At 38.5% G+C, this 23,770-nt stretch carries 28 protein-coding genes; all 28 read left to right on the forward strand.

Annotation, left to right across the window (positions count from 1 at the left end):
* Nucleotides 1-41 precede the first annotated feature (41 nt).
* Nucleotides 42-1,472 (forward strand): ethanolamine ammonia-lyase reactivating factor EutA, encoded by a 1,431-nt coding sequence (gene eutA / locus ADG03_RS10025; RefSeq protein ID WP_049472790.1) that lies wholly within the window; start codon nt 42-44, stop codon nt 1,470-1,472.
* Between the two features lie 26 nt (nt 1,473-1,498).
* Nucleotides 1,499-2,869 (forward strand): ethanolamine ammonia-lyase subunit EutB, encoded by a 1,371-nt coding sequence (locus ADG03_RS10030; RefSeq protein WP_049472791.1) that lies wholly within the window; start codon nt 1,499-1,501, stop codon nt 2,867-2,869.
* Nucleotides 2,870-2,885: 16 nt separating this feature from the next.
* Nucleotides 2,886-3,809, forward strand: coding sequence for an ethanolamine ammonia-lyase subunit EutC (eutC, locus tag ADG03_RS10035; RefSeq protein WP_049472792.1), 924 nt, complete (start codon nt 2,886-2,888; stop codon nt 3,807-3,809).
* A 16-nt stretch (nt 3,810-3,825) separates the two neighbouring features.
* Nucleotides 3,826-4,479, forward strand: a complete 654-nt coding sequence (eutL, locus tag ADG03_RS10040) for an ethanolamine utilization microcompartment protein EutL (RefSeq protein WP_003006890.1) — start codon at nt 3,826-3,828, stop codon at nt 4,477-4,479.
* Nucleotides 4,480-4,493: 14 nt separating this feature from the next.
* A complete protein-coding gene (locus ADG03_RS10045; RefSeq protein WP_049472793.1) occupies nt 4,494-5,114 on the forward strand; it encodes a BMC domain-containing protein in 621 nt (206 codons plus the stop codon).
* A gap of 11 nt (nt 5,115-5,125) precedes the next feature.
* The gene (locus ADG03_RS10050) at nt 5,126-6,610 is read left to right on the forward strand and encodes an acetaldehyde dehydrogenase (acetylating) (protein WP_053090709.1); all 1,485 of its coding nucleotides are present in this window, start codon (nt 5,126-5,128) and stop codon (nt 6,608-6,610) included.
* Nucleotides 6,611-6,641: 31 nt separating this feature from the next.
* Nucleotides 6,642-6,929 (forward strand): BMC domain-containing protein, encoded by a 288-nt coding sequence (locus ADG03_RS10055; protein ID WP_049472794.1) that lies wholly within the window; start codon nt 6,642-6,644, stop codon nt 6,927-6,929.
* Nucleotides 6,930-6,957: 28 nt separating this feature from the next.
* Entirely contained in the window at nt 6,958-7,239 is a 282-nt protein-coding gene (locus tag ADG03_RS10060) for a BMC domain-containing protein (protein ID WP_006596190.1), read from the forward strand.
* 167 nt (nt 7,240-7,406) lie between these two features.
* Nucleotides 7,407-8,048: a hypothetical protein gene (locus tag ADG03_RS10065; protein ID WP_049472795.1), complete on the forward strand. Its 642-nt coding sequence runs from the start codon at nt 7,407-7,409 to the stop codon at nt 8,046-8,048.
* 16 nt (nt 8,049-8,064) lie between these two features.
* Nucleotides 8,065-8,691 (forward strand): ethanolamine utilization phosphate acetyltransferase EutD, encoded by a 627-nt coding sequence (eutD, locus tag ADG03_RS10070; protein WP_049472796.1) that lies wholly within the window; start codon nt 8,065-8,067, stop codon nt 8,689-8,691.
* 26 nt (nt 8,692-8,717) lie between these two features.
* On the forward strand, nt 8,718-9,359 hold the full coding sequence (locus ADG03_RS10075; RefSeq protein WP_049472797.1) for an ethanolamine utilization protein: 642 nt from the start codon (nt 8,718-8,720) through the stop codon (nt 9,357-9,359).
* A gap of 11 nt (nt 9,360-9,370) precedes the next feature.
* Nucleotides 9,371-9,649, forward strand: coding sequence for a EutN/CcmL family microcompartment protein (locus tag ADG03_RS10080; RefSeq protein WP_049472798.1), 279 nt, complete (start codon nt 9,371-9,373; stop codon nt 9,647-9,649).
* A 16-nt stretch (nt 9,650-9,665) separates the two neighbouring features.
* Complete coding sequence (locus tag ADG03_RS10085) at nt 9,666-10,760, forward strand: ethanolamine utilization protein EutH (RefSeq protein ID WP_049472799.1); 1,095 nt, start codon at nt 9,666-9,668, stop codon at nt 10,758-10,760.
* 16 nt (nt 10,761-10,776) lie between these two features.
* A complete protein-coding gene (locus ADG03_RS10090) occupies nt 10,777-11,223 on the forward strand; it encodes a cupin domain-containing protein (protein WP_049472800.1) in 447 nt (148 codons plus the stop codon).
* Between the two features lie 234 nt (nt 11,224-11,457).
* Nucleotides 11,458-12,816 carry a cobyrinic acid a,c-diamide synthase CobB gene (locus ADG03_RS10095; protein ID WP_049472801.1) on the forward strand — a complete coding sequence of 453 codons (1,359 nt, stop codon included), beginning with the start codon at nt 11,458-11,460 and terminating at the stop codon, nt 12,814-12,816.
* Nucleotides 12,816-13,763 (forward strand): adenosylcobinamide-phosphate synthase CbiB, encoded by a 948-nt coding sequence (cbiB, locus tag ADG03_RS10100; protein ID WP_049472802.1) that lies wholly within the window; start codon nt 12,816-12,818, stop codon nt 13,761-13,763. Before ADG03_RS10095 ends, cbiB begins: the two co-directional genes overlap by 1 nt.
* A 13-nt stretch (nt 13,764-13,776) precedes the next feature.
* Nucleotides 13,777-14,469: a cobalt-precorrin-8 methylmutase gene (locus ADG03_RS10105; protein ID WP_049472804.1), complete on the forward strand. Its 693-nt coding sequence runs from the start codon at nt 13,777-13,779 to the stop codon at nt 14,467-14,469.
* A gap of 7 nt (nt 14,470-14,476) precedes the next feature.
* On the forward strand, nt 14,477-15,154 hold the full coding sequence (locus ADG03_RS10110; RefSeq protein ID WP_049472806.1) for a cobalt-precorrin-8 methylmutase: 678 nt from the start codon (nt 14,477-14,479) through the stop codon (nt 15,152-15,154).
* 22 nt (nt 15,155-15,176) lie between these two features.
* On the forward strand, nt 15,177-16,301 hold the full coding sequence (gene cbiD, locus ADG03_RS10115; RefSeq protein ID WP_049472808.1) for a cobalt-precorrin-5B (C(1))-methyltransferase CbiD: 1,125 nt from the start codon (nt 15,177-15,179) through the stop codon (nt 16,299-16,301).
* The gene (locus ADG03_RS10120) at nt 16,292-16,918 is read left to right on the forward strand and encodes a cobalt-precorrin-7 (C(5))-methyltransferase (protein ID WP_049472809.1); all 627 of its coding nucleotides are present in this window, start codon (nt 16,292-16,294) and stop codon (nt 16,916-16,918) included. The genes cbiD and ADG03_RS10120 overlap by 10 nt, the downstream gene beginning before the upstream one ends.
* Entirely contained in the window at nt 16,896-17,459 is a 564-nt protein-coding gene (locus ADG03_RS10125; protein ID WP_049472810.1) for a decarboxylating cobalt-precorrin-6B (C(15))-methyltransferase, read from the forward strand. Before ADG03_RS10120 ends, ADG03_RS10125 begins: the two co-directional genes overlap by 23 nt.
* A gap of 4 nt (nt 17,460-17,463) precedes the next feature.
* Nucleotides 17,464-18,237: a cobalt-precorrin-4 methyltransferase gene (locus ADG03_RS10130; RefSeq protein WP_049472811.1), complete on the forward strand. Its 774-nt coding sequence runs from the start codon at nt 17,464-17,466 to the stop codon at nt 18,235-18,237.
* The gene (locus ADG03_RS10135; RefSeq protein ID WP_049472813.1) at nt 18,227-19,285 is read left to right on the forward strand and encodes a cobalt-precorrin 5A hydrolase; all 1,059 of its coding nucleotides are present in this window, start codon (nt 18,227-18,229) and stop codon (nt 19,283-19,285) included. Before ADG03_RS10130 ends, ADG03_RS10135 begins: the two co-directional genes overlap by 11 nt.
* A gap of 25 nt (nt 19,286-19,310) precedes the next feature.
* Nucleotides 19,311-20,036 carry a precorrin-3B C(17)-methyltransferase gene (gene cobJ / locus ADG03_RS10140; RefSeq protein WP_009730873.1) on the forward strand — a complete coding sequence of 242 codons (726 nt, stop codon included), beginning with the start codon at nt 19,311-19,313 and terminating at the stop codon, nt 20,034-20,036.
* A complete protein-coding gene (gene cobK / locus ADG03_RS10145) occupies nt 20,033-20,794 on the forward strand; it encodes a precorrin-6A reductase (protein ID WP_049472815.1) in 762 nt (253 codons plus the stop codon). The genes cobJ and cobK overlap by 4 nt, the downstream gene beginning before the upstream one ends.
* On the forward strand, nt 20,791-22,251 hold the full coding sequence (cobA, locus tag ADG03_RS10150; protein WP_049472816.1) for a uroporphyrinogen-III C-methyltransferase: 1,461 nt from the start codon (nt 20,791-20,793) through the stop codon (nt 22,249-22,251). Before cobK ends, cobA begins: the two co-directional genes overlap by 4 nt.
* Complete coding sequence (locus ADG03_RS10155) at nt 22,244-23,011, forward strand: sirohydrochlorin cobaltochelatase (protein WP_049472817.1); 768 nt, start codon at nt 22,244-22,246, stop codon at nt 23,009-23,011. The genes cobA and ADG03_RS10155 overlap by 8 nt, the downstream gene beginning before the upstream one ends.
* A 10-nt stretch (nt 23,012-23,021) precedes the next feature.
* Complete coding sequence (locus tag ADG03_RS10160; RefSeq protein ID WP_049472819.1) at nt 23,022-23,726, forward strand: cobalt-factor II C(20)-methyltransferase; 705 nt, start codon at nt 23,022-23,024, stop codon at nt 23,724-23,726.
* Nucleotides 23,727-23,770 lie beyond the last annotated feature (44 nt).

The raw sequence follows: 23,770 nt of genomic DNA on the forward strand, positions 1-23,770 counted from the left end.
TTTCAGTGCATTCTTTAAGCGTCTTTTTTTGGAGGTTTCCTATGTCGGATAAAATTTTGAGTGTTGGGTTAGATCTTGGAACTGCAACTACTCAATTGGTCCTATCTGAACTTACAATTGAAAATATTGCTTCTGTATTTACAATCCCAAGAGTATATATAACGGATAAAAAAGTCCTTTATAAAAGTAAAATTATTTTTACACCAATTTCACATCAGTCTTTGATAGAAGTTGATAAGATAAAAGATTTTGTTATCCAAGAATATCAAAAAGCTGGGATTGAAAAGCAAGATATTCAGATGGGGGCAGTAATTATTACCGGTGAAACAGCTAGAAAAGAAAATGCCAGCCAAGTTTTGCAGGCGTTGAGCGGTTACGCTGGGGACTTTGTAGTTGCTACTGCGGGGCCAGATCTAGAGAGTATTATCGCAGGCAAGGGAGCGTGTGCACACCAATATTCTCAAGAACACCATACTTCCGTTGTAAATATTGATATTGGAGGTGGAACTTCAAACTTCGCTGCATTTCGCGAAGGAGATGTAATTGATACAGGTTGTTTTGATATTGGCGGTCGTTTGATCAAGATTGATCCTAATACACTTAAAATACATTATATTTCACCGAAACTACAAGAAATTATAAAACAAGAAAATTTAAGACTGTTTTTGGATGAAATTGTAAATAGGGATGAATTGAATAAATTAATCCAAATTTTAGTGAGAGTTTTAGAAAAGGCAGTTGGGCTTGAAGTGGATGCTCCATATTACGAGTTTTTACAAACCAACCATGGATTGCGACTCGATTATGAATTGAAATGTGTTTCATTTTCTGGAGGAGTAGCCGATGCTATTTATCAAGATTCTGCTACTAATGATTTTGCCTACGGTGATATTGGTATCATATTGGGACGTGCTATTCGTCAATCAAAGATTTTTGAACAAAAGAGAGTGATTGAATCAGCCGAAACAATTCGAGCAACAGTCGTAGGTGCTGGAAGTCATACAACAGAGGTAAGCGGAAGCACCATCACTTATATTTCTAAAACTTTACCGATTAGAAATATACCTGTTTTGAAATTAGCGAAGGACGACGAGCTAGAGAGTTGTGAAAAATTAACAGAAATCATTCATGATAAATTAGAATGGTTTACCTTAGAAAATGAAGTTCAACAGGTTGCTTTAGCAATTAATGGTGAAAAAAGTCCAAGTTTTGTTAGAGTACAAGAATATGCAAGCGCTATCATAAAAGGAATGGGAGAAAGTATTCGAAAGAACATTCCATTACTTGTAGTTGTTAGAGAAGATATGGCTAAGGTTTTAGGGCAATGTTTGTTTGCTGAATTACCAAAAGATTATCCGTTTGTATGTATTGACTCAGTTGATGTCCAAAATGGTGACTACATCGATATAGGTAATCCAGTGATAGAGGGATCGGTCTTGCCGGTCGTTGTTAAAACGTTAGTTTTTAATTAAGAAATTATTAAAGGAGGAGACTTTAAATGATTTTAAAGACAAAATTATTTGGAAGAGTCTATGAATTCAAATCAGTAAAAGAAGTTCTAGCTAAAGCCAATGAATACAAGTCGGGTGACCAACTTGCTGGGGTGGCGGCTGAATCTTCTGAAGAACGTGTAGCAGCTAAGGTGGTTTTATCACAATTAAAACTATCAGATTTGTTTAACAATCCTGTTGTTCCATACGAAGAGGACGAAGTAACTCGTATTATTATTGATGATGTAAACCTTCGTACTTATGAAAAGATTAAAAATTGGACTGTTTCTGAACTTCGTGAGTGGATTTTAGATAACAACCACCAAAATGTTGATATTCAATGGCTTTCTCGTGGATTAACCTCAGAAATGGTTGCAGCGGTTGCTAAGTTGATGACAAACTTAGACTTGATTGTTGCAGCAAATAAGATTGTCATTACAAAACGCGCTAATACAACCATTGGTATGCCGGGAACATTCTCTTCTCGTTTGCAACCAAATCACACTACAGATGATCCTGATGGAATTATGGCCTCTACAATGGAAGGTTTTGCTTATGGATGTGGGGATGCTCTGTTAGGGTTGAACCCAGTTGATGATTCTGTAGAGAGTACAAAACGAATTCTTCATAAGTTTAATGATTTTATCGAAGAGTATAAGATTCCAACACAACACTGTGTGCTAGCTCACGTTACAACTCAGATTGAAGCAATGAACCAAGGAGCTCCAACTGGATTGGTATTCCAGTCTATCGCAGGTTCTGAAAAAGGGAATGCGGCATTCGGTTTTGATGCAAAAGTTCTTCAGGAAGCTAAAGATACAGCTCATAAAGTTGGTACTGCAGCTGGTCCAAATGTGATGTACTTTGAAACTGGTCAAGGTTCTGAGTTGTCATCAGATGCTCACCATGGTGCTGACCAAGTAACGATGGAAGCACGTTGTTATGGTTTTGCGAAACGTTTTGATCCATTCTTGGTTAACACAGTAGTTGGATTCATCGGTCCGGAATATTTGTATGATTCAAAACAAGTTATTCGTGCTGGTTTGGAAGATCACTTCATGGGCAAACTGACCGGTATTTCCATGGGTTGTGACATTTGTTACACGAACCACATGAAAGCCGATCAAAATGACGCTGAAAATCTATTGGTTCTTCTTGGAGCAGCTAATGTTAACTACATCATGGCAATTCCTCATGGTGATGATATCATGTTGAACTATCAAACTACTGGTTATCATGAAACTGCTACGATGCGTGATCTCTTGAACAAACGTCCAATCAAAGAATTTGAAGAGTGGATGGAAAAAATGGGATTGATGAAGGATGGACATCTTACTGAAATCGGTGGAGATGGATCTATCTTTATGAAACAAAATTAGTAAGGAGGTATTGACAGTGAATGAACAAGATTTAAAAGAAATGATTCGTTCTTTGTTAAGCGAAATGGATACAGATACTGTTACAGAGCTAAAAAAGGAAGAGCAAAAGCAAGACTCCGAATTTAAGTCTCTAGAAAAGAATGGTGTTCAACCTGATAAAGAAGAAACGACTATTGAAGATGGAATTATTCCAGATATAACAGAAGTGGATATTCAGGAACAGTTTTTAGTTCCAAATGCAATTAACGAAGAAGCTTATCGTAAAATTAAAAAATTCACACCAGCTCGTTTGGGATTGTGGAGAGCAGGAAACCGTTACAAAACAGAGACAGTTCTTCGTTTCCGTGCAGACCATGCTGCAGCTCAAGATGCGGTGTTCTCATATGTATCAGATGATTTTGTTAAAGAAATGGGATTCATTCCTGTTCAAACAAAAGCATCAACGAAAGATGAATACTTAACTCGTCCGGACTATGGTCGTGTATTCCCAGAAGATCAACAGAAAATCATCAAAGAATCTTGTAAACCAAATCCTAAAGTACAAATCGTTGTTGGTGATGGTTTGAGTTCGTCAGCGATTGAAGCAAACGTAAGAGATTTCTTACCAGCCTTAAAACAAGGGTTGAAAATGTTTGGTCTAGATTTTAATGAAGTTCTTTTCATCAAACATGCTCGGGTAGCTGCAATGGACCAAATCGCTGAACTTACAGGAGCTGAGGTTATCTGTATGCTAGTAGGAGAACGTCCTGGTCTGGTGACAGCTGAATCGATGAGTGCTTATATGGCTTATAAACCAACAGTTGGGATGCCAGAATCACGTCGTACAGTAGTATCAAACATTCATAAAGGTGGAACTCCTGCAGTTGAAGCTGGAGCCTACGTGGCTGAAATTATTAAGAAGATTCTTGATAATAAGAAGTCAGGGGTAGAATTAAAATAGAAATGGGGTTTAGATTTTGAAAAATGATAGACTTGGCGCTAACGTATTAAGTGCATTATTAATTCCTAATGTAGATGCAGGGTTAGCAGCATCATTGGAACTGAAACCACATCATAGAAGTTTGGGAATTGTTACCTCTGACTGTGATGATGTAACCTATGTTGCTTTGGATGAAGCGACAAAAGCAGCTGATGTTGAAGTTGTTTATGCTCGTAGTATGTATGCTGGAGCCGGGAATGCTTCTACAAAGTTGGCTGGTGAAGTCATCGGTATTTTGGCAGGTCCAAATCCGGAAGAAGTTCGTAGCGGCTTAGATGTTGTGGTTTATGAAATTGAAAACGGGGCTAGTTTCTATAGTGCAAATGATGATGACAGCATCCCATATTTTGCTCATTGTATTTCTAGAGCAGGTAGCTATCTTTCAGAAGGTGCAAACGCAGAAGAAGGAACAGCCATTGCTTACTTAATTGCTCCTCCTGCAGAAGCTATGGTGGCTCTAGATGCAGCTTTAAAAGCTGCTGATGTATCGGTTGGTGCATTCTATGGACCACCAAGTGAAACAAACTTTGCAGGTGGATTATTGATTGGCTCTCAATCTGCATGTCGTGCAGCATGTGATGCATTTGCCCAAACTGTTCAAAGTATTGCAGATAATCCAAAGAGTTATTAAGATGAGGTGTGCTTATGGCAGAAAAAGCACTTGGATTAATTGAAGTACGAGGTTTTCTTGGGGCGGTCGTAGTTGCCGATGCTGCACTGAAAGCTGCCAACGTCTCACTATTGAATGTCGAAACTGTTAAGTCAGGGTTAAATACGGTTCAATTGGTTGGAGATGTTAGTGCAGTAAGATCAGCAGTGGAAGCTGCAGTTGAGATTGCACAAGATCAACCATACTATCTTCATAGTCACGTGATTGCACGATTAGACTCGCAAACTGATTCGATCCTCCTTCCAATTCAAAAGGAAGTGAATAAAGATGTGTCCAAAGTTGAAACTTCTTCATCTATAGAAGAGAGTGTTTTAGAAGCAATTGATTCGATGGATGTACCCGAAGTTAATCCAAAACCTTTAATATCAGATAATGAAACAGCTTTTGTTGAAGATGTCATTTCTGAAATTATAGTTGATGAAGAGGTTCTAACAGAAGGACAACAGAAATATTCTGAGAAAGAATTAAATAAATTCAAAGTTGTTGAATTAAGAAGTATTGCTTATCGGGAAGATAAAATCGATCTATCTAAGAAAGAAATTAAATTTGCGAACAAACAATTACTAATTCAAGCTTTACTGAAATTGAAATCATAGGAGAAAGTTGAATGTATATTGAAGATAAAGATCTTTTATCTATACAAGAAGTTCGCCATTTGATTCAACGAGCTAAAGTTGCACAACAAAAACTAGCATTGATGAGTCAGGAACAAATCGATACGATTGTAAAAGTTGTAGCTAAAGCTTGTTATGATCAAAGAGAACGTTTAGCCAAAATGGCCGCAGAAGAAACTGGATTTGGGAAGTGGCAAGATAAAGTTTTAAAAAATGCCCTTGCCTCAAAAGGTATTCTTGAAGAAATCAAGGATATGCGTACAGTTGGTATTTTGAACGAAGATAAAGAAAACAAAGTTATTGAAGTTGGTGTTCCAGTTGGTGTGGTTGCCGGATTAATCCCTTCAACCAATCCAACTTCAACAGTCATGTATAAAGCGCTTATCGCTTTAAAAGGTGGAAACAGTATTGTTTTCTCTCCACACCCACATGCTGCAAAATGTATCAATGAAACTGTTGATATTATTAAAAAAGCTGCAGTTTCAGCAGGTTGTCCCGAGGGTGCAATCGGAGTTATTCAACGAGTTTCTATTGAAGCAACCAATGAATTGATGAAACACAAAGATACAAACTTGATCTTGGCAACTGGTGGGAATGCGATGGTAAAAGCTGCGTATTCATCAGGAACACCTGCTATTGGGGTAGGTCCTGGTAATGGTCCAGCCTTTATCGAAAAAACTGCCGATATTCCTAAAGCAGTTCGTCAAATCCTAGATTCAAAAACGTTTGATAATGGTGTGATCTGTGCTTCTGAACAATCAATCATTGTCGAAGAAGAAACAAAAGATAAGGTTGTTGAAGAGTTCAAACGTCAAGGTGCTTACTTCGTTCCTAAAGAAGATGCTAAGAAACTTGGTTCCTTCATTATTCTACCTAGTGGAGCAATGAATCCAAAAATGGTAGGTAAAACACCTCAAGTGATCGCTAAACTGGCAGGAATTTCTGTTCCAGATGATGCTCGTGTCTTGATCGCTGACGGTGAAGGAGTCGGAAAACAATATCCATATTCTATGGAAAAACTTGCTCCTGTTCTTGGTTTCTATACTGTTAAAAATTGGGAAGAAGCATGTGAGTTGAGTATTCGAATTCTTCATCATGAAGGAGCTGGACACACATTAGCTATCCACACCCAAGATGAAAGTATCGTTCGAGAATTTGCCTTAAGAAAACCTGTTTCAAGACTTTTGGTCAATACTCCTGCTGCTTTAGGAGGAGTTGGTGCTACAACAGGTTTGTTCCCAGCCTTTACTTTAGGTTGTGGAGCTGTAGGTGGAAGCGCAACATCTGATAATGTCAGCCCATTGAATTTGATTAATATTCGCCGTGTCGCTTATGGTACTGCAGAATTGTCAGATTTGAGAAAGGCTGAAAATCAAGAAAATCTTGACTGTCAACGCTGTGAAGTTGATAAGCAAGTAGATGAAGAACAATTAGTTGATCTGCTTGTTCAACGTGTGTTATCAAAATTAACTAAATAACTTATTCATTTCATAATTGGAGGAAATTAAAATGGCAAACGCAAACGCATTAGGAATGGTTGAAACAAAAGGTTTAGTAGGTGCTATCGAAGCAGCAGATGCTATGGTAAAAGCAGCAAACGTTACATTGATTGGTAAACAACAAGTCGGTGCTGGATTGGTAACTGTAATGGTTCGTGGTGACGTAGGTGCGGTTAAAGCAGCAACAGACGCAGGAGCAGCTGCTGCTGAAATTGTGGGTGAATTAATTTCAGTTCACGTAATCCCACGTCCACACTCTGAAGTAGAAGTTATTCTACCACATCCATCAGCTGAATAATTAGGTTTAATAATAGGAGGAAAAGATTATGTCAAACGCAAACGCATTAGGAATGGTTGAAACAAAAGGTTTAGTAGGTGCTATCGAAGCAGCAGATGCTATGGTAAAAGCAGCAAATGTTACATTGATTGGTAAACAACAAGTTGGTGCTGGATTGGTAACTGTAATGGTTCGTGGTGATGTAGGTGCAGTTAAAGCTGCAACAGATGCAGGAGCAGCAGCTGCTGAAAATGTAGGTGAATTAATTTCAGTACATGTCATCCCACGTCCACATTCTGAAGTAGAAGTTATCCTACCTCATAAAGAGTAGATTTTTATAATTTCTCATGCAGGTAATCAGCAATTAATGTTTTGATAGGAATAAGCATTTTGATGTAAAGAATATTCATTCATATTAATAGCTGTACGAGGTTGGGAAGTTGAATCTCAACCTCGTTGTATCCCTGTGGTTAATTTGTGGTAGAAGGATGTGAATGCATGACAGTTTATACTGAATCACGAATTAGAAAGCTAATGAAAGATGGCAAGATCAGTGAGCAAAATATCTTAAAACTTTCGAATGATGATAAATTGACTCCAGCTGCAAAAGGTTTTTTGCATGATCGCCATATTCAGATAGTTTATTCTGATTCGCCAAATAAAACTCAAACAGAGATTAGTAAACCATTTCATATGACTGTTTCGTCTCTCGAAGAGTCTGCTGTGTATCCACTACTTTTCAAGCTAACGAAACTATATACGTATTTTCTGAAATGCCAAAAGGAACTTCATCTTGCATATTTAGATGAGAAAGTTGATCAATTGGGGATTTTACTTCAAATAGTAGAAAAACTTGTCGGCTGTTATATCGAAGAGGATATTTCGTTTTATAATCCAAATTTTGGGACAAATGAAGATTTACAGTCTATTCGAATCATTAAACAGTTAGATCAAGGTAGTGTAAGAGTTGATTTTAAATGTGAGAATTGGAAACTTTCTTGTTATGAATTATATCTTGAAATTATAAATATCCGTAAGGAATTAATGCTAGTATCATCGGATAATCAAGATATTTATGCAGAGAAACTGATTGCATTATTGAAATCAATTGAGGTTTTAGTGTGGCTTATTTTAGAATAGAATGTGGAGAATAACAATGTCATTTGAAAATTTAATTGATAAAGTTATTGATAGGATTCAAAATGAATTAGATGGCTCATTTGAAGTGGAAGCTAGTGGGAGACATGTACATTTAAGTCGTAAAGAATTAGATGCACTGTTTGGGACTGGATATGAATTGACAAAGGCTAAAGATTTATCTCAGCCTGGACAATATGCTTCAAAAGAACGGTTGACTGTAGTAGGTCCTAAAGGAGCTTTTCATAATGTCGTTATTTTGGGACCTGTTAGAAAAGAGTCTCAAGTAGAGGTATCACTTACAGACTGCTTACAACTAGGAGTCAAAGCTCCTATTCGTGAAAGTGGTGATATTGAAGGTACTCCAGGTATTGTATTAGTGAATGGTGATAAGTCGGTTTCCTTGGATAAAGGTTTAATTGTTGCTAAACGCCATGTTCATATGACACCTGAAGATGCTGAAAAATTGGGCGTAAAAAATCATGATATTGTAAAAGTAAAAGTTGAAGGAGCAAGACCTTTAATCTTTGACGACGTTGTGATTCGTGTGAGTCCAAAATTTGCAACTTATATGCATATCGATTACGATGAAGCCAATGCTTGTGGTTTTAGCAAAGGAATCCGTGGTCGGATTATTAAAGACTAGTATTGGTTGTTGGAGGTAGGTCAAAAATGGAGAATCTAGATAAGATCGTAGATTTGATTACAGACCGTTTAATGGATAAAATACAGGTTGAAACGCATAAGGCCTCAGTATTTGTTATCGGAGCATTTGATATTCCTGAAATCGTATCGAAAGAAGGTTATCAAGTTGTGAAACAATCAAGTAGTGCTGATATCATTCTAGTAGAATCAATTGGTTTTGATGCAATGATGCGAATCGCTTCTTTGTGTCCGCTTACCGCAGATGAAGCAGTGGTAATAAAGAGTCTCCTAAAAGGAAAGAAAGTTTTGGTTCCTAATGAATCTTTTGATTTCCATCAATATAAGCAGACATCTAAAGCACTATTGTTTCAAGATCTTCAAGAACAGTACGAAAAGCTTCTTCGATATGGTGTTCAATTTTATAAAAAAGAAGAATTGCTATCATTGCTAGAAGAATCTACTTGTGGAGAAAACAATAAACCTTTAAATGATGTGACAAAGAATGAAACACAACCGAAATCTGTTGAAAAGGTTGGCTTATTAACTGAAAAAAAGTTAATTGAAATGAACCTATCTGATCATGATAGGATTCGAATTAAAAAAGGAATGATTGTGACCGCTCTTGCGAAAGACTATTTGAAACGTCACAATATTATAATAGAAGAATAAGGAGTAGCGAGATGTTTGTTGGGAAAGTGAAAGGAAGTCTATGGGCTACGAGAAAAGATGAAAAACTTAATGGATTAAAGTTTTTAGTGGTCGAGCGGCAACTGGATGACCATCAAACAGATCCTGCCTTAGTCATTGCTGCTGATTGTATTGGTGCTGGTGAAGGTGATCAAGTGTTGGTCACTACAGGAAGTTCAGCTCGTGTGAGTTTGAATAGACAGGATGTCCCAGTAGATATGGTCATAATAGGTATCATTGATAAAGTTGAGTATCAACTGGATGATTATTGAAAGTAGGGATTAATTTATGAGTATAAATGAAATTATCATTTACATTATGGTTCTGTTTATGCTTGTCGGTGCAGTTGATAAATGTATCGGCGGGAAATTGGGCCTTAGTGAAAAGTTTGAAGAGGGAATTATGGCTATGGGGGCGTTAGCGCTTTCTATGGCAGGGATTATGGTAGTAGCTCCTTTGTTGGCTGACTTATTAAAACCTGTTATTGTACCTCTTTATGGTTTGGTAGGTGCGGATCCTTCGATTTTTGCAACAACATTTATCGCAAATGATATGGGTGGAGCACCTTTAGCCTTAAGCTTAGCGCAAGATAAAGCTGTTGGTGATTTTGCGGCCTACGTTTTAGGTTCTATGATGGGACCAACAATCGTGTTTACAATACCTGTTGCTTTAGGAATTATCGAAAAATCAGATCGTCCTTTCTTGGCTCGTGGTATTTTGTACGGTTTGGTAACCGTACCTGTCGGATGTTTAGTTGGTGGACTTCTAGTTCCAGGTTTATCATTTGGTACTTTGTTAATCAACTTGATCCCTATCGTAATTGTATCTGCACTTATTTTCTTAGGTTTACTTCTTATTCCAAATGGAATGATTAAAGGATTTGAAATCTTTGGTCAAATTATTGTTGTGATTGCAACATTAGGTTTAGCATTTGGTGCTGCACAACTCTTAACAGGAAATGAATGGTTGATTAATCTATATCCAAAAGGTGCAGAAACACTTCAAGAAGCCTTTGTTGTTGTTGGTTCGATTGCAGTAACATTGGCTGGAGCTTTTGGTTTAGTTGCAGTGTTTACAAAAGTTGCCAACAAACCTCTTTCAGCTATTGGTAAATCATTAGGTATGAATGAAGTAGGGGCTGCTGGTTTGGTTGCTTCTTTGGCAAACAACATTGCCATGTTCCAAATGTTAAAAGATATGGACAAACGTGGTAAAATCTTGAACATTGCCTTTGCTGTATCTGCATCATTTGTAATTGGGGACCACTTAGGATTTACTGCTGGACAAAATGCTAAAATGATTGTTCCAATGATGATTGGTAAGTTTGTTGGTGGGGTGACTGCTGTATTACTTGCCTACTTCTTGACTAAGAAAGAAGCCTAATTGGGGGTAAAAATAAATGGATTATAATCGTACAGATATTGAATCTTTGGTTCGCAAAATTCTTTTAGAAGAATTGGCTGGGAAAGGTTCGGCTAAGCGTGTTAGTAAAGCTGGTGTAGCATCTATTTCATTACCAAGTTTAGATGTTCGTCCTGAAGATCGTTTGGATACAGGAAATCCAGACCATCAAGTCTATACACGAGATCTTTTAACACTGGAAGAAAGTCCTCGACTTGGCTTAGGTTTGATGACCATGGACAAGACAACTTTCCCTTGGCATTTAGATTATGATGAAGTAGATTATGTCATTGAAGGTCGATTGGATGTTATTTCTGGTGATGAAGTCATGAGTGCTGGTCCGGGTGAAATCATCTTTATTCCAAAGGGAAGTGATATTCAATTTTCTGTTAAAGATAAGGCACGATTCATTTATGTGACTTATCCAGCAGATTGGCAAGGATAATCAACGTTATAATAAATTTTTTATAAGGAGCACCACAAGCGTGCTCTTTTTTTGATTGCGTTTACAATTTTTCATTGACAAATCCTATAATTTATATTAAAATGAAAGCATCTTTAATGTGAAGAACCAAATGGAGCACAACGAGGTGCTGAGTAATTTAATAAAGCAACGGAGCTACAAAAAATAGTGTTTTTTTTGTAGCTCTATTTATTTTCAAGAGATTGGGGTGTTAGGATGAAGCAGTTTATTTTAGCTGGTGTATCTAGTGGTGTTGGAAAAACAACAGTAACACTAGCTGTATTAAGAGCTTTAACAGACATGGGGTACAAAGTTCAACCGTATAAAATAGGTCCTGATTACATTGATACCTCCTATCATAGTCGCATAACGAAGAACTCGTCTCGTAATCTAGATAATTTTTTGATTCCAAATACTGATTATTTGAAGTGGTCTTATTATCGATGGCATCAAAATTGCGATGTAGCAGTGGTAGAAGGGGTAATGGGGCTTTATGATGGTTTAGGAACTGATAAAGATTGTGCCTCTTCTGCATCTGTTGCAAAACAGCTCAATCTACCTGTCGTTTTAATTATTGATGGGAAATCAACTTCAACTTCAGCGGCAGCAATTGTACATGGCTTTTCTTCATTTGATCCCGATGTAAATATCGTTGGTGTTATTATCAACCGTGTTGCTTCTGAAACGCATTATCAACTCATTAAGGGAGCGATTGAACGCTACACTAATATTGAGGTTTTGGGCTATTTCCCTAAAAATGTTCAGGTTGAACTTCCTTCTAGACATTTGGGTTTGATTCCTGACGTAGAGATGGATGATCTTGAAGAAAAATTTGCTATTCTTGGAGAACAGGCTAAAAAAACAATTCGGTTTGATCGCCTATTGGAGAAAGTTGATAGGGAATCAGTGAAACTTTCTTCTCCATTCAAACTTCAAAATACCACTCCATTAACCATTGCTTATGCACTTGATGATGCTTTTCACTTTTATTACGAAGATAATCTTGATTTATTGAGAAGTTTTAATGTGAATCTGATTCCATTTAGTCCCTTGCATGATGAACGCTTACCAGAAGCTGATGCTTATTATTTTGGTGGGGGGTATCCAGAGCTGTTTGCAAATGAATTGTCTAACAATCGCTCGTTTAGAAAATCAGTTTTAGAAGCTCATCAAAAAGGAATCCCAATCTATGCTGAATGCGGAGGATTGATGTATCTTGGGAAAAATCTTGAGATTGAAGATCAGTTCTTTAAAATGGTTGGGGTATTTGATGGCACTAGTGTGATGACCAACGGACTAAAACGTTTTGGTTACTGTTTTGCAACCACTAATGAAGATTCTTTATTTGGTCCGTCTGGTACGGAAGTTCGAGGCCATGAGTTCCATCATTCCATCTTCAATACTTCTGAAAAAACAGTTTTAGACCTCAGAAAAGAAAGAGATGGAGAAGTGGTTTCCAATTGGACAGGGGGCTACCAGAAAGGGAGAACTTTTGCAAGTTATCTTCATGTTCATTTTTATCAAAAGGAACAACTTCTTATGAGTTGGATTGATTATATCTTGGAGTCAAAATAATGATAATTATTGCAATTTTTATCGCTCTTCTTCTTGATTGGTTAATTGGAGACCCTTATTCTTGGCCCCACCCAGTTAAGCTGTTTGGAAATTTTATTTATGCTTGTTTGAAACTTGAGAACCTAAAAACAAAATTTCCTTTTCTATTTGGAATACTTCTGTGGTTCTCTACGGTTAGCTTGACAGTTTCCATCACGTATGGAATCTTGTGGGGGGCTAGTCAGCTTCACCCGATTCTTTATTGGATTTTGTGGATTTATTTAGCCTACACCTGTTTAGCAACTCGCTCTCTGGCTTTTGAAGCTCTGAAAGTTTATAAGGCAATTCAGTCTGGTTCCATTGAGAAGGCTAGGTATCAAGTGGGAATGATCGTAGGGAGAGAAACAGATCAGCTTACCATACCTGAAATTTGTAATGCAACAATTGAAACCGTCGCAGAAAATGCAAGTGATGGAGTGATCGGCCCCTTATTGTGCTTATTTATTGGCGGTCCAGTATTCGCAATGGGATACAAAGCTATTAATACGCTAGATTCAATGGTCGGTTATAAAACAGCCAAATACCGAAAGATTGGATATGTTTCGGCTAAAATAGATGATTTGGTCAATCTCATTCCTGCCCGTTTAACTTGGTTGTTTATGATGGCAAGTACCAGAGTCCTGCAATTGGATTTCAGAAATGCCATAAAAATTGGCTGGAGAGATCGCTACCAACATGCGAGTCCAAATAGTGCTTTCCCTGAGTCGGTCGTGGCAGGTGCCTTAGGGATCCAATTAGGTGGAGCCCATGTCTATCATGGTGAGTTGATTACAAAACCTACTATTGGTGATCCTACAAGAAGTGTAGAAGCAGATGATATTTTATCCTCCATTTCTATGCTTTATATGACAACGACGATTTCAGTTTTCATTTTGTCGATCATTTATTTTATTCTAGTAATTTATTAAAAGAGGAGTATGTATGTCCTATATCAAAAACCCTTCCTCAATTGAGGAAAAAAGTTTTCAGATCATTCAATCTGTCATTGACCGGGATCATCCTGGCTATGAATTTCATGAAGATATGGAAGAAGCCATTATTAAACGTGCAATTCATACCACGGGTGATTTTGACTATCTCTATACCATGAAATTTATCAATCATGTTAATGAACGTATTGTTGATGTGATTCAGAATAAAGGAACCATCATAGTTGATTCAAGCATTTCTTTAAATGGGATCAATAAACGAGTGTTGGACCAAATGGGCGTTTCCTACCGTTGCTTAATTAACGATGAAGATGTCATCCAACTTGCTAAGGAAAAAAATATTACTAGAGCCATGGCAGCTGTTGAAAAAGCAATTGAGATAGAAGGACCTAAAGTATTTGCTTTTGGAGGAGCACCTACAGCTTTGTTCCACCTCCTTGATTTAATCAAAGAGAAAAATGTTAAAGTAGATGCAATTATCGGTGTTCCCGTTGGGTTTATCAATGTTCTAGAATCTAAGGAAGCATTATTAGCGACTGACTTGCCTGTTATGGTAAATGAAGGACGTAAGGGGGGAAGCACCCTTGTCGTAGCGATTATTAATGCGATTATTTATCAAATGCAAACGATTGTGACCGATGACTATGTTCGTTATTCTACAGCTTTAAATGATAAAAAAGGATAAGGTATTTATGAGTTATATAAAAGTATCAAATCAGATTGAAGAAGCTAGTTTTAAAAAAATTCAAGAAATCATTGATCAGGAGCACCCAGATATTGTTTTTGATAATTCCTTTCATGAAGCAGTTTGGAAACGAGTTGTTTTTGCGAGTGCAGATTTCGATTACCTCTACAATATCAAATTTTCAAATGATGCCATCGACCATATTCTAGATGTTATCAAAAATAAAGGAACTATTTTCACCGATACGACCATGGTTCTAGGTGGATTTAATAAAAGAATCTTGGATGAACTAGGGGTGGCCTACAGATGTTTGGTAAATGAACCAGCGATCTTTGAAGAAGCTAAGGCAAAAGGGATCACTCGTTCTATGGCAGCAGTAGAACATGCGGCCAATGAATTGGGTCCTAAATTGTTTGTATTCGGAAACGCTCCAACTTCTATCTTTAAAGTCTTGGATATGGTAGAAGAAGGAACACTAGTCCCTGATGCTGTTATTGGTGTTCCGGTTGGCTTTGTCGGTGCGGCAGAATCAAAACAGAAACTGCATGAGAGCCCAATTCCTTCTATTGTTGCATTGGGAAGTAAGGGAGGAAGTACGATTGCAGCAGCAGTGGTCAATGCCATCCTGTACCAGTACAAACAAGAAATGGATGATTACCAACGCTTCGTAGTCCCAAATAATTAAGTAGTGAAGGAAATGGAACAATATGGATGAGTACTCATATGTTAATGGAAAGAAATTAAGAAAAGGGTTTACTACAGGTACTTGTGCAACTGCAGCAACTGCAGCGGCTATTAGTATGATTTTAAATCAAGATATCGAAGAAAAAGTTACCGTTTCTACAGCAAATGGAGTCGAAGTAACGATGGATACCAAAGATCCTTCTTTTGGTGAACTGACTGCTAGTGCTGCTGTCGAAAAGGATGGCGGGGATGATGCAGATGCGACGCACGGACTCCTAATTTATTCGACAGTGACACTCTTACCGGATTCAAATGATATTGAGATTGATGGAGGAGAAGGTGTTGGTCGAGTTACACAAAAAGGACTGAAATGTGATGTTGGAATGGCAGCGATCAATCCAACTCCTCGGGCCATGATTGAAAAAACAGCCCGACAATTACTTGGTCCAAATTGCGGAGCGAAGATTATTATTTCGGTACCGGGTGGAGAAGAAACAGCCAAGTTGACCTATAATTCTCGTTTAGGAATTGTAGGAGGGATCTCTATTTTAGGGACTACAGGAATTGTTAACCCAATGTCTGAGGATAGTTGGAAAGCTTCGATTACGATTGAGTTAACCATGTTATACAATCAAGGCTATCGGTCTGTTGTTTTAGCTCCGGGAAATTACGGCGAGGATTTTGCGACCAATGTACTTGGAATTCCTCCTCATCGGATTGTGAATATGAGTAACTTTGTCGGTCATGTCCTTAAAGAAGTCCAGCGGATCGGATTTACTCGTGTTCTGATGGTTGGACATATGGGGAAATTTGTCAAGGTCGCTGGTGGGATTTTCTCAACTCACAGTAAAGACTCAGATGCGCGAATGGAAATCATTATGGCCAATCTAGCCTTGTTAGGTGCCCCAGTTGAACTGCTTGAAAAAGTGGATCAATGTATTACAACAGATGCAGCTGGAACTCTGATTGAGGAATATCATTATGAGGAAGTTTATCAGGTCTTGGTTGACAAAATGAAGTTCCGTTCGGAACGCTTGCTTAGAAACCGGAAGCCGGAAGTGAGCATTGATGTAGTAACCTTTGGGACAGAAGCTGGGTATCTGGCTTCAACCCAAACATTAGAAGAAATAGCGGAGGAATGGACGTGATCTATGTAATTGGAATAGGGCCAGGAGCCCCTTCCTATGGACTTTTGGGAAGTGAAGAAATTTATGAAAAGGCAGACTATATTCTTGGAAGTGAGCGTCATTTGGAAATCCTTCCAGCTGCCTATCAGTCAAAAGGTGTCGTACCTCCAAAAAAACTTTCAGAATTAGCTCAATTAATAGAGTCTTATCCGGAAGAATCGACCATACTTTATTTGGCTTCAGGGGACCCCTTGATTTATGGTTTGGGAAAATGGTTGTCTGAGAAATTTAAAGGGCGCGTGCTTATTCAGCCAGGAATTTCGTCTTTCCAGTATTTGGCTAGCAAGGTATCGTTGCCTATGAATGAAGCCTACTTGACAAGTAGTCACGCAAAAATTCCTAATTTTGATTTCATTCTTTCTTTACCAAAAGTATTTATGGTAACCGATAAAAAAATTGGTCCATATGAAATTGCTCAAGAAGTTAAAAAACGAGGCTTGAAAAAAGTCTTAGTCATCGGTGAAAATCTTAGTTATGAAGATGAAAACATTGAAATTTTAGCAGAAGATCAAGTTGTCAATCGACAATATGAAATGAATGTGGTGGTGATTTTAGATGAAGGATTCGGCATTTATTAGGGCAAAGGTCCCAATGACAAAAGAAGAGGTCAGGGCTATCAGTATTGATAAATTGGACTTACGCAAGGCAAAGAGAATGCTGGATGTTGGCTCTGGTACAGGCAGTGTAACCATTCAAGCAGCTGTATCTTTTCCGAACTTAGAAGTCGTTGCAATTGAGCAAAATGAAGACGCAGTTGCACTGACACAGGAAAATATTAATTACTTTGGCTGTCAAAATATTAATCTGATAAAAGGAAAAGCCCCTGTTGACCTAGATGGACAGTTTGATGCTATTTTTGTGGGTGGAACCGGTGGCAATATGGCAGAAATCTTTGAGTGGTGTGAAAGTTTGTTGGTACCTGGAGGACGATTTGTTCTAAACTTTATCCTCTTGGAAAATGCTATGGAAGCTATTCAACTTGCTGAAAAATTGGAATGGCAAGACTTAGATGTTGTATCTATTCAAGTTAGTAGATGGTCTGCTTTGGGCAAGGGCCACTATTTTAAACAGCAAAACCCAACGATCATTGTCTCAGCTGTAAAACCAGAAAGGAATTAAATATATGTCAATTGTACATTTTGTCGGTGCAGGACCTGGTGATGTGGATCTCATTACTCTAAAAGGTTACCGCAAATTATCCCAAGCAGATGTAGTTATCTACGCGGGTTCTCTTGTAAATCCAGATCTCCTTCAATACTGTAAAGAAGGTGCGGAGATTCATGACAGTGCTTCTATGCATTTGATGGAAATTATCGATGTCATGGAAGAAGCTGTTAAAGCTGGAAAAGACGTCGTCCGCTTGCAGACAGGGGATTTCTCTATCTACGGTTCTATTCGTGAGCAAACAGAAGAGATGAAGAAGAGAGGCATTGAATTTGACTGTATTCCTGGGGTGAGCTCTTTCTTAGGTGCGGCTTCAAGTATTGGAACAGAATATACGGTCCCTGAAGTCTCTCAAAGTGTGATTATCACTCGCATGGCCGGGCGGACCCCAGTTCCTGAACGAGAATCCCTCCGAAGCTATGCTCAGCACAGAACCTCTATGGCCATTTTCTTATCTGTACAAGGCATTGAAAAAGTGGTGGCTGAATTGGTTGAGGGTGGTTATCCAATAGAAACACCTGTCGCAGTAATCTATAAGGCAACTTGGCCAGATGAACGCAAGGTCTTTGGGACATTGGAGACCATTGCTGAGAAGGTCAAAGAAGCTAAAATTAGAAAAACTGCCTTGATTTTAGTTGGAGATTTCTTGGGTGAAGAGTTTTACTACTCTAAACTCTATCACAAAGATTTCCACCATGAATTCCGTAAAGGATTGAGTTCGCATGCTAAATGATTCCCCTCGTTACGCCATTGTGGCGGTTACTAACAATGCAAAAAATTTAGGACTAGAGCTCAAGGAAAAACTTGGGATTGATTGTCCAGTCTATACCACTGTGAAAATCGCTGACTCTCGAACGGTACCGATTGAAGGACGTGTCATTGAAGGACTTCGGAAAGTATTCCAAGAGGTGGATGTCTTAATTTGTATCATGGCGATTGGTGCGGTTGTCAGAGGCATTGCCCCTGTTATTAAAGACAAAACAACCGATCCTGCTGTGATCGTTATGGATGAAAAAGCCAATCATGTGATTAGTTTATTGAGTGGTCACTTAGGTGGGGCCAATCAAGTTACACTTAAAATCGCTGAATTATTAGATTCAAATCCAGTGATCACGACCGCAACAGATACACAAAATGTTGTAGCCTTGGATAATATTGCTAAAGAAGTAAATGGGTGGCGGGAAGAATTGCGCCACTTAGTGAAAGTATTTAATTCTTATTTAGCCAATAAGGACTGTGTCTATTTTTATCAAGAAAAGCCTTGGGTTTCTGACCTGAGAGGGCTAACAGTTATTGAGGAAAATCAGATACAGGAAGTACTTGCTAATAAGAGCCCATTTATTTGGTTGACCTCTCAAGCAGTTGAGGTTGACGAAGAAGTGGTAGCCCTGATTCATCCAAAACCCTATGTTTTAGGAGTTGGGGCAAAGAAGGATCTTCCACCTTCCACTTTTATGGAATCATTCCGAGCGTTTTGTGAACAAGAGGGAATCTCCAGTTCAGAAATCGCTAAGATAGCTAGTATTGATGTCAAAAAAAATGAACAAGCTATACTAGCATTAGCCCAAGACCTAGATTGTCCGTTTGTCACTTATTCTAAGGAAGAACTTCAAGTAGTAGCTGATAAGTATCCTCAATCGGAATTTGTGAAGAAGACTGTAGGTGTAGGAAGTGTCGCACTTGCTAGCGCGGACCTTGCAAGTAAAGGAAATGTGCTGACCCAACGGTTCGCACAAAATGGAGCAACATTTGCACTTGGTAAATTAGTTAACAATTATTAAATATTAGATTTAAGGAGAAATACATATGTTATACGTTATTGGACTTGGCCCAGGTAAAGAAGAATTGATGTCTCAAGAGGCATTGGAAGCAATCAAGGATTGTGAAATTATTGTAGGGTATTCTACCTACATGCGTTTGATCAAAGATCTTGTAAAAGATAAAGAAATGGTTGCAACTGGTATGCGTCATGAAATTGAACGCTGTCAAAAAGCCATTGATCTCGCTCATGAAACTGGAAAAAATGTTGGGGTCGTTTCGAGTGGGGATGCCGGTGTCTATGGGATGGCTGGTTTGATCCTCGAGTTATTAGAAGAAAACGATACGCTTGAAGTAAAGGTTGTACCAGGAATTACAGCAAGCCTTGGAGCAGCTGCAGTGATGGGAGCACCTCTCATGAACGACTTCTGTCATATTTCACTTAGTGACTTGATGACTCCATGGGAAATGATTGAAAAACGTCTTCATGCAGCAGCACAAGGTGACTTTGTTGTTTGTTTATACAATCCAAGAAGTAAAGGTCGTCCAGAGCACTTAGCAAGAGCGCTTGAAATTATGTCTGAATACAAAGCCAAAGATACAATTGTCGGTATCGGTAAGGATATCGGACGTAAGGAAGAACAAATTGTGCTTACTACGATTGAAGACCTAGATGAAACTCTTGTAGACATGACTACAATTGTCATTGTTGGAAACAAAGAGACTTATGTGAAAAATGGTCGCATGATCACACCTCGAGGATATACACTATGATAAAACTACTTTTCGGTGGAACAGCTGAAAGTACAGAGATTCTTGAATTCCTCTCGCAAAAGAATATCCCAGTGACTACCTCTGTTGTGTCGGATTATGGCCGCCATTTAGCTTCTAAATTTGGGCAGGACGTGGTCCAAGGAAGAATGACAGCTGACCAAATGGTTGCTTTCATCAAAGAGAATGACGTTGATGAAATTATTGATGCTTCGCATCCCTTTGCGGATATTGTCTCTCAAGAAGCGATGAAAGCAGCGAATCAGGCTGGAATTCCATATGTGCGCTTTGAACGACAAGCTACCATCGACTTATCGGGTGCTACCGTTGTCCATTCGACAGAAGAAGCCATTGAATACATCAAAGAGAAAGAGTATAAAACAGTCTATTTAGGAACTGGAAGCAAAACCTTGCCACTTTTTGTTCATGGTTTACCAGAGTCGCGTATTGTGGTTCGTGTTCTTCCAACTTCGGAAGTTCTAAAAGGTTGTGAAGAGTTGGGACTTGTTCCGGATCAAATCGATGCCATCAAAGCTCCTTTCTCTAAAGAATGCAATAAAGAATTATTAGCACGCTCGAAAGCAGAAGTATTTGTTTCTAAAGAAAGTGGAAATATTGGTGGTATTCGAGAAAAGATTGAAGGTTGCCAAGAACTAGGAATGGATTGTGTGATTATTTCACGGCCAATCGTTCATTATCCTAAAGTGGTTTCAACTATTGAAGAATTGGAAGCCTATTTGAAGAAAGAGGTGGCAGAATGAGTGGCTTTGTTAGTCTAGTTGGTGCAGGTCCAGGTGATGAGGAATTAATCTCTGTAAAAGGAGCTCGCAGACTAGAGGAGGCAGATGTTCTGATCTATGATCGTTTAGTGAATCCTATGCTTCTGTCCTACACAAAATCGGACTGTGAAAAGATTTATGTTGGTAAGATTCCTAATCAACCCTGTGTCTCCCAAGAAGAAATTGAGGAAGTCCTGGTTGAAAAAGCCAAAGCAGGGAAAAAAGTTGTTCGTCTAAAAAGTGGCGACCCCTATATCTTTGGTAGGGGAGGAGAAGAAGCACAAACTCTCATCCAGGAAGGAGTTCCATTTGAAGTAGTTCCTGGAATCACCTCTGCGATTGCTGGCCTTGCTTATGCCGGCATTCCCATGACTTTTAGAAATATCGCAACTAGCTTTCATGTCTTCACTGGGCATTTACAAGATGCCAGTGAAGCACTAAACTGGGACGCTATTTCCCATCTAAAGGGTACCCTAGTCTTTTTAATGGGGATGAAAAACTTACAGACTATCTGTGAAGAATTGATGGTACGTGGCTATGATAAGGATACTCCTGTCGCTATTATTGAATGGGCCACCCACCCTCAACAACGTTCGATCGATGGTAAGTTAGAAAACATTGTTGGGCTGGTTGAACAACATCAAATGAAAGCGCCGAGTTTAATTGTGATTGGTGACGTCGTTGCTTTCCGTGAGGAATTAAACTACCATGAAAAACTTCCTTTATTTGGTCGTACTATTTTGGTTCAAGAAACGCCAAATGCTAAACTTCCCAAACTGTTGAAGGATGCTGGGGCGACAGTTTACGCTTTTCAGTCTCCAAGTAAATTGCTTGCAAAAGAATTGTCACTACCTGAACTCTCTAGCATTGATGGGGTATTGATCACTGATCCTAGCTCTTGGAAATTCTTTGTTGCTTATTTGCAAGATAAAGACCTAGATATTCGTAGTCTCAGTCATTTAAAGATTGTCGCTAGTGGTCATCACACGATTAAGGCCATCAAAGAATCAGGTATTCGTTTGTATGATCAGATCAACGATTTTGCAGAAGAAAATTTTGTGAAACGAATGGCTGATCAAGAAGGAAACTGGATCATCCTCACTTCAGATATTAAGGAAAAAGCAGTAGCTGAAGTTTTGAACTTCCCGATCTACTCAACTCATTCAGTAGATTTTGAAAGTGAATCGTTTGCCTATCATTCAGAAGATATTCAGCTTGTTTGTTTACCAAATTCTGCTGCGGCCTACCACTTTGTTTTGATGGCCGAAAAATCTCAAGAGAATTGGAAAGGGAAACCCATTATCATTATGGGAGACAATACTAGATCTGTCTTGGAAAAAGCAGGCTATCATCACTTGATTGAATCAGAAGAGAAGACCTTAAAATCTGTTTGTAAAGCTTGCCAAACTTTTTTTAGAAGGGAAAGTGAAAATGAGTAAAGCGATTATAGTTGTTAGTTTCGGGACGACCTATCCTGAAACACGAAAGAAAACCATTCAAGCCTGTGAAGAGGCCATCCAAAAACGATTCCCTGATTTTCAAGTGTATCGTGCCTTCACTTCGAATGTTGTCATTAAGAGAATTAAGGAAAATGAAGGAATCACAGTTCCAACAGTTAATCAACTTTTGGAACAATTGAAAAAGGATGGTGTAAAGGAAGTATACATTCAACCGCTTCATGTTATTCTAGGAAGTGAATATGAAAAAGTCCTTCATCAAGCCAACCAATTGAAACATGAATTTGACATTCTAAAAATTGGGAAACCTCTTCTTTTTAGTGAAGAAGATTATGAAAATGTTGCAAATATCCTTGTAAAAGAATACAATAATAATGATGTAGACGAAGCAACCATCCTTATGGGACATGGTAGTCAGCACTATGCATTTACGGCTTATGCTGCATTAGACCACATGCTGATGGAAACACCTGTTTATATCGGGTGTGTGGAATCTTATCCACCAGTAGAGGACCTTGAAAAACAGCTGGAAGCTAAAGGCGTTAAAAAAGTACATCTTGCCCCATTTATGTTGGTTGCAGGAGATCATGCAACAAATGATTTGTGTTCGGATGAAGAAGGTTCATGGAAACACTTTTTCACAGAAAAAGGCTATCAAGTGGAAACACACTTGATTGGACTTGGGGAATACCCAAGTGTTCAAGAACTTTATGTTCAACACTTAGAACAAATCATTCAATAGGAGGTCAATTATGGCAACATTTTACGGAATTGGGATTGGTCCAGGTGATAGTGAACTCGTTACCGTTAAAGCAAAGAATATCCTGAATAAATTGGATATCTTGTATACGCCAGAAGCCAAACGTGGCGCTAAAAGTGTGGCTTTGACGATTGCAAGCCCCTATGTCAGTGACCACTTAGAAATTAAACAACGTCATTTTCCGATGGTTCGTTCGCTAGAAAAGAAAGAACCTCAATGGGAACAAATTGCTGCTGAAGTGGTGGAAGATGTGAAGGCTGGGAAAAATGTTGGTTTTATCACGCTTGGAGATCCAATGGTCTACAGTACCTATAGTTACCTGTTGAGATTAATTGGAGATAGCATCGATACCCAAACAATTCCTGGAATTACCTCATTTGGTAGTATGGCTTCTGTCTTGGGCCAACCTTTAACCATGGATGAGGAGTCCTTTGCAGTGGTACCAGCTACAGCAGATGCTGATAAGATTGACCAAGCCTTGGCAATTCATGATACTGTCGTCATTATGAAGGTAGCTAGACACTTGGATGTCGTTCTTCCTTTATTGGAAAAACACAACTTGATTGAAAAAACATTTTTAGTGAGTCATGCTTCTACTGAGAAGCAAAAGATTCTGTACGGAGTATCAGAATTAACTGTTGATGACAAATTAGATTATTTTACAACCCTATTGGTTAAGAAACATCCATTGGGGTAAAGAAAAAGGAGTGCAATTATGAAAAAAAGTAAAAAAATGCTAGC

Origin of the sequence: Streptococcus parasanguinis, from assembly GCF_001069785.1 — a bacterium.
GTDB classification, from domain to species: domain Bacteria; phylum Bacillota; class Bacilli; order Lactobacillales; family Streptococcaceae; genus Streptococcus; species Streptococcus parasanguinis_T.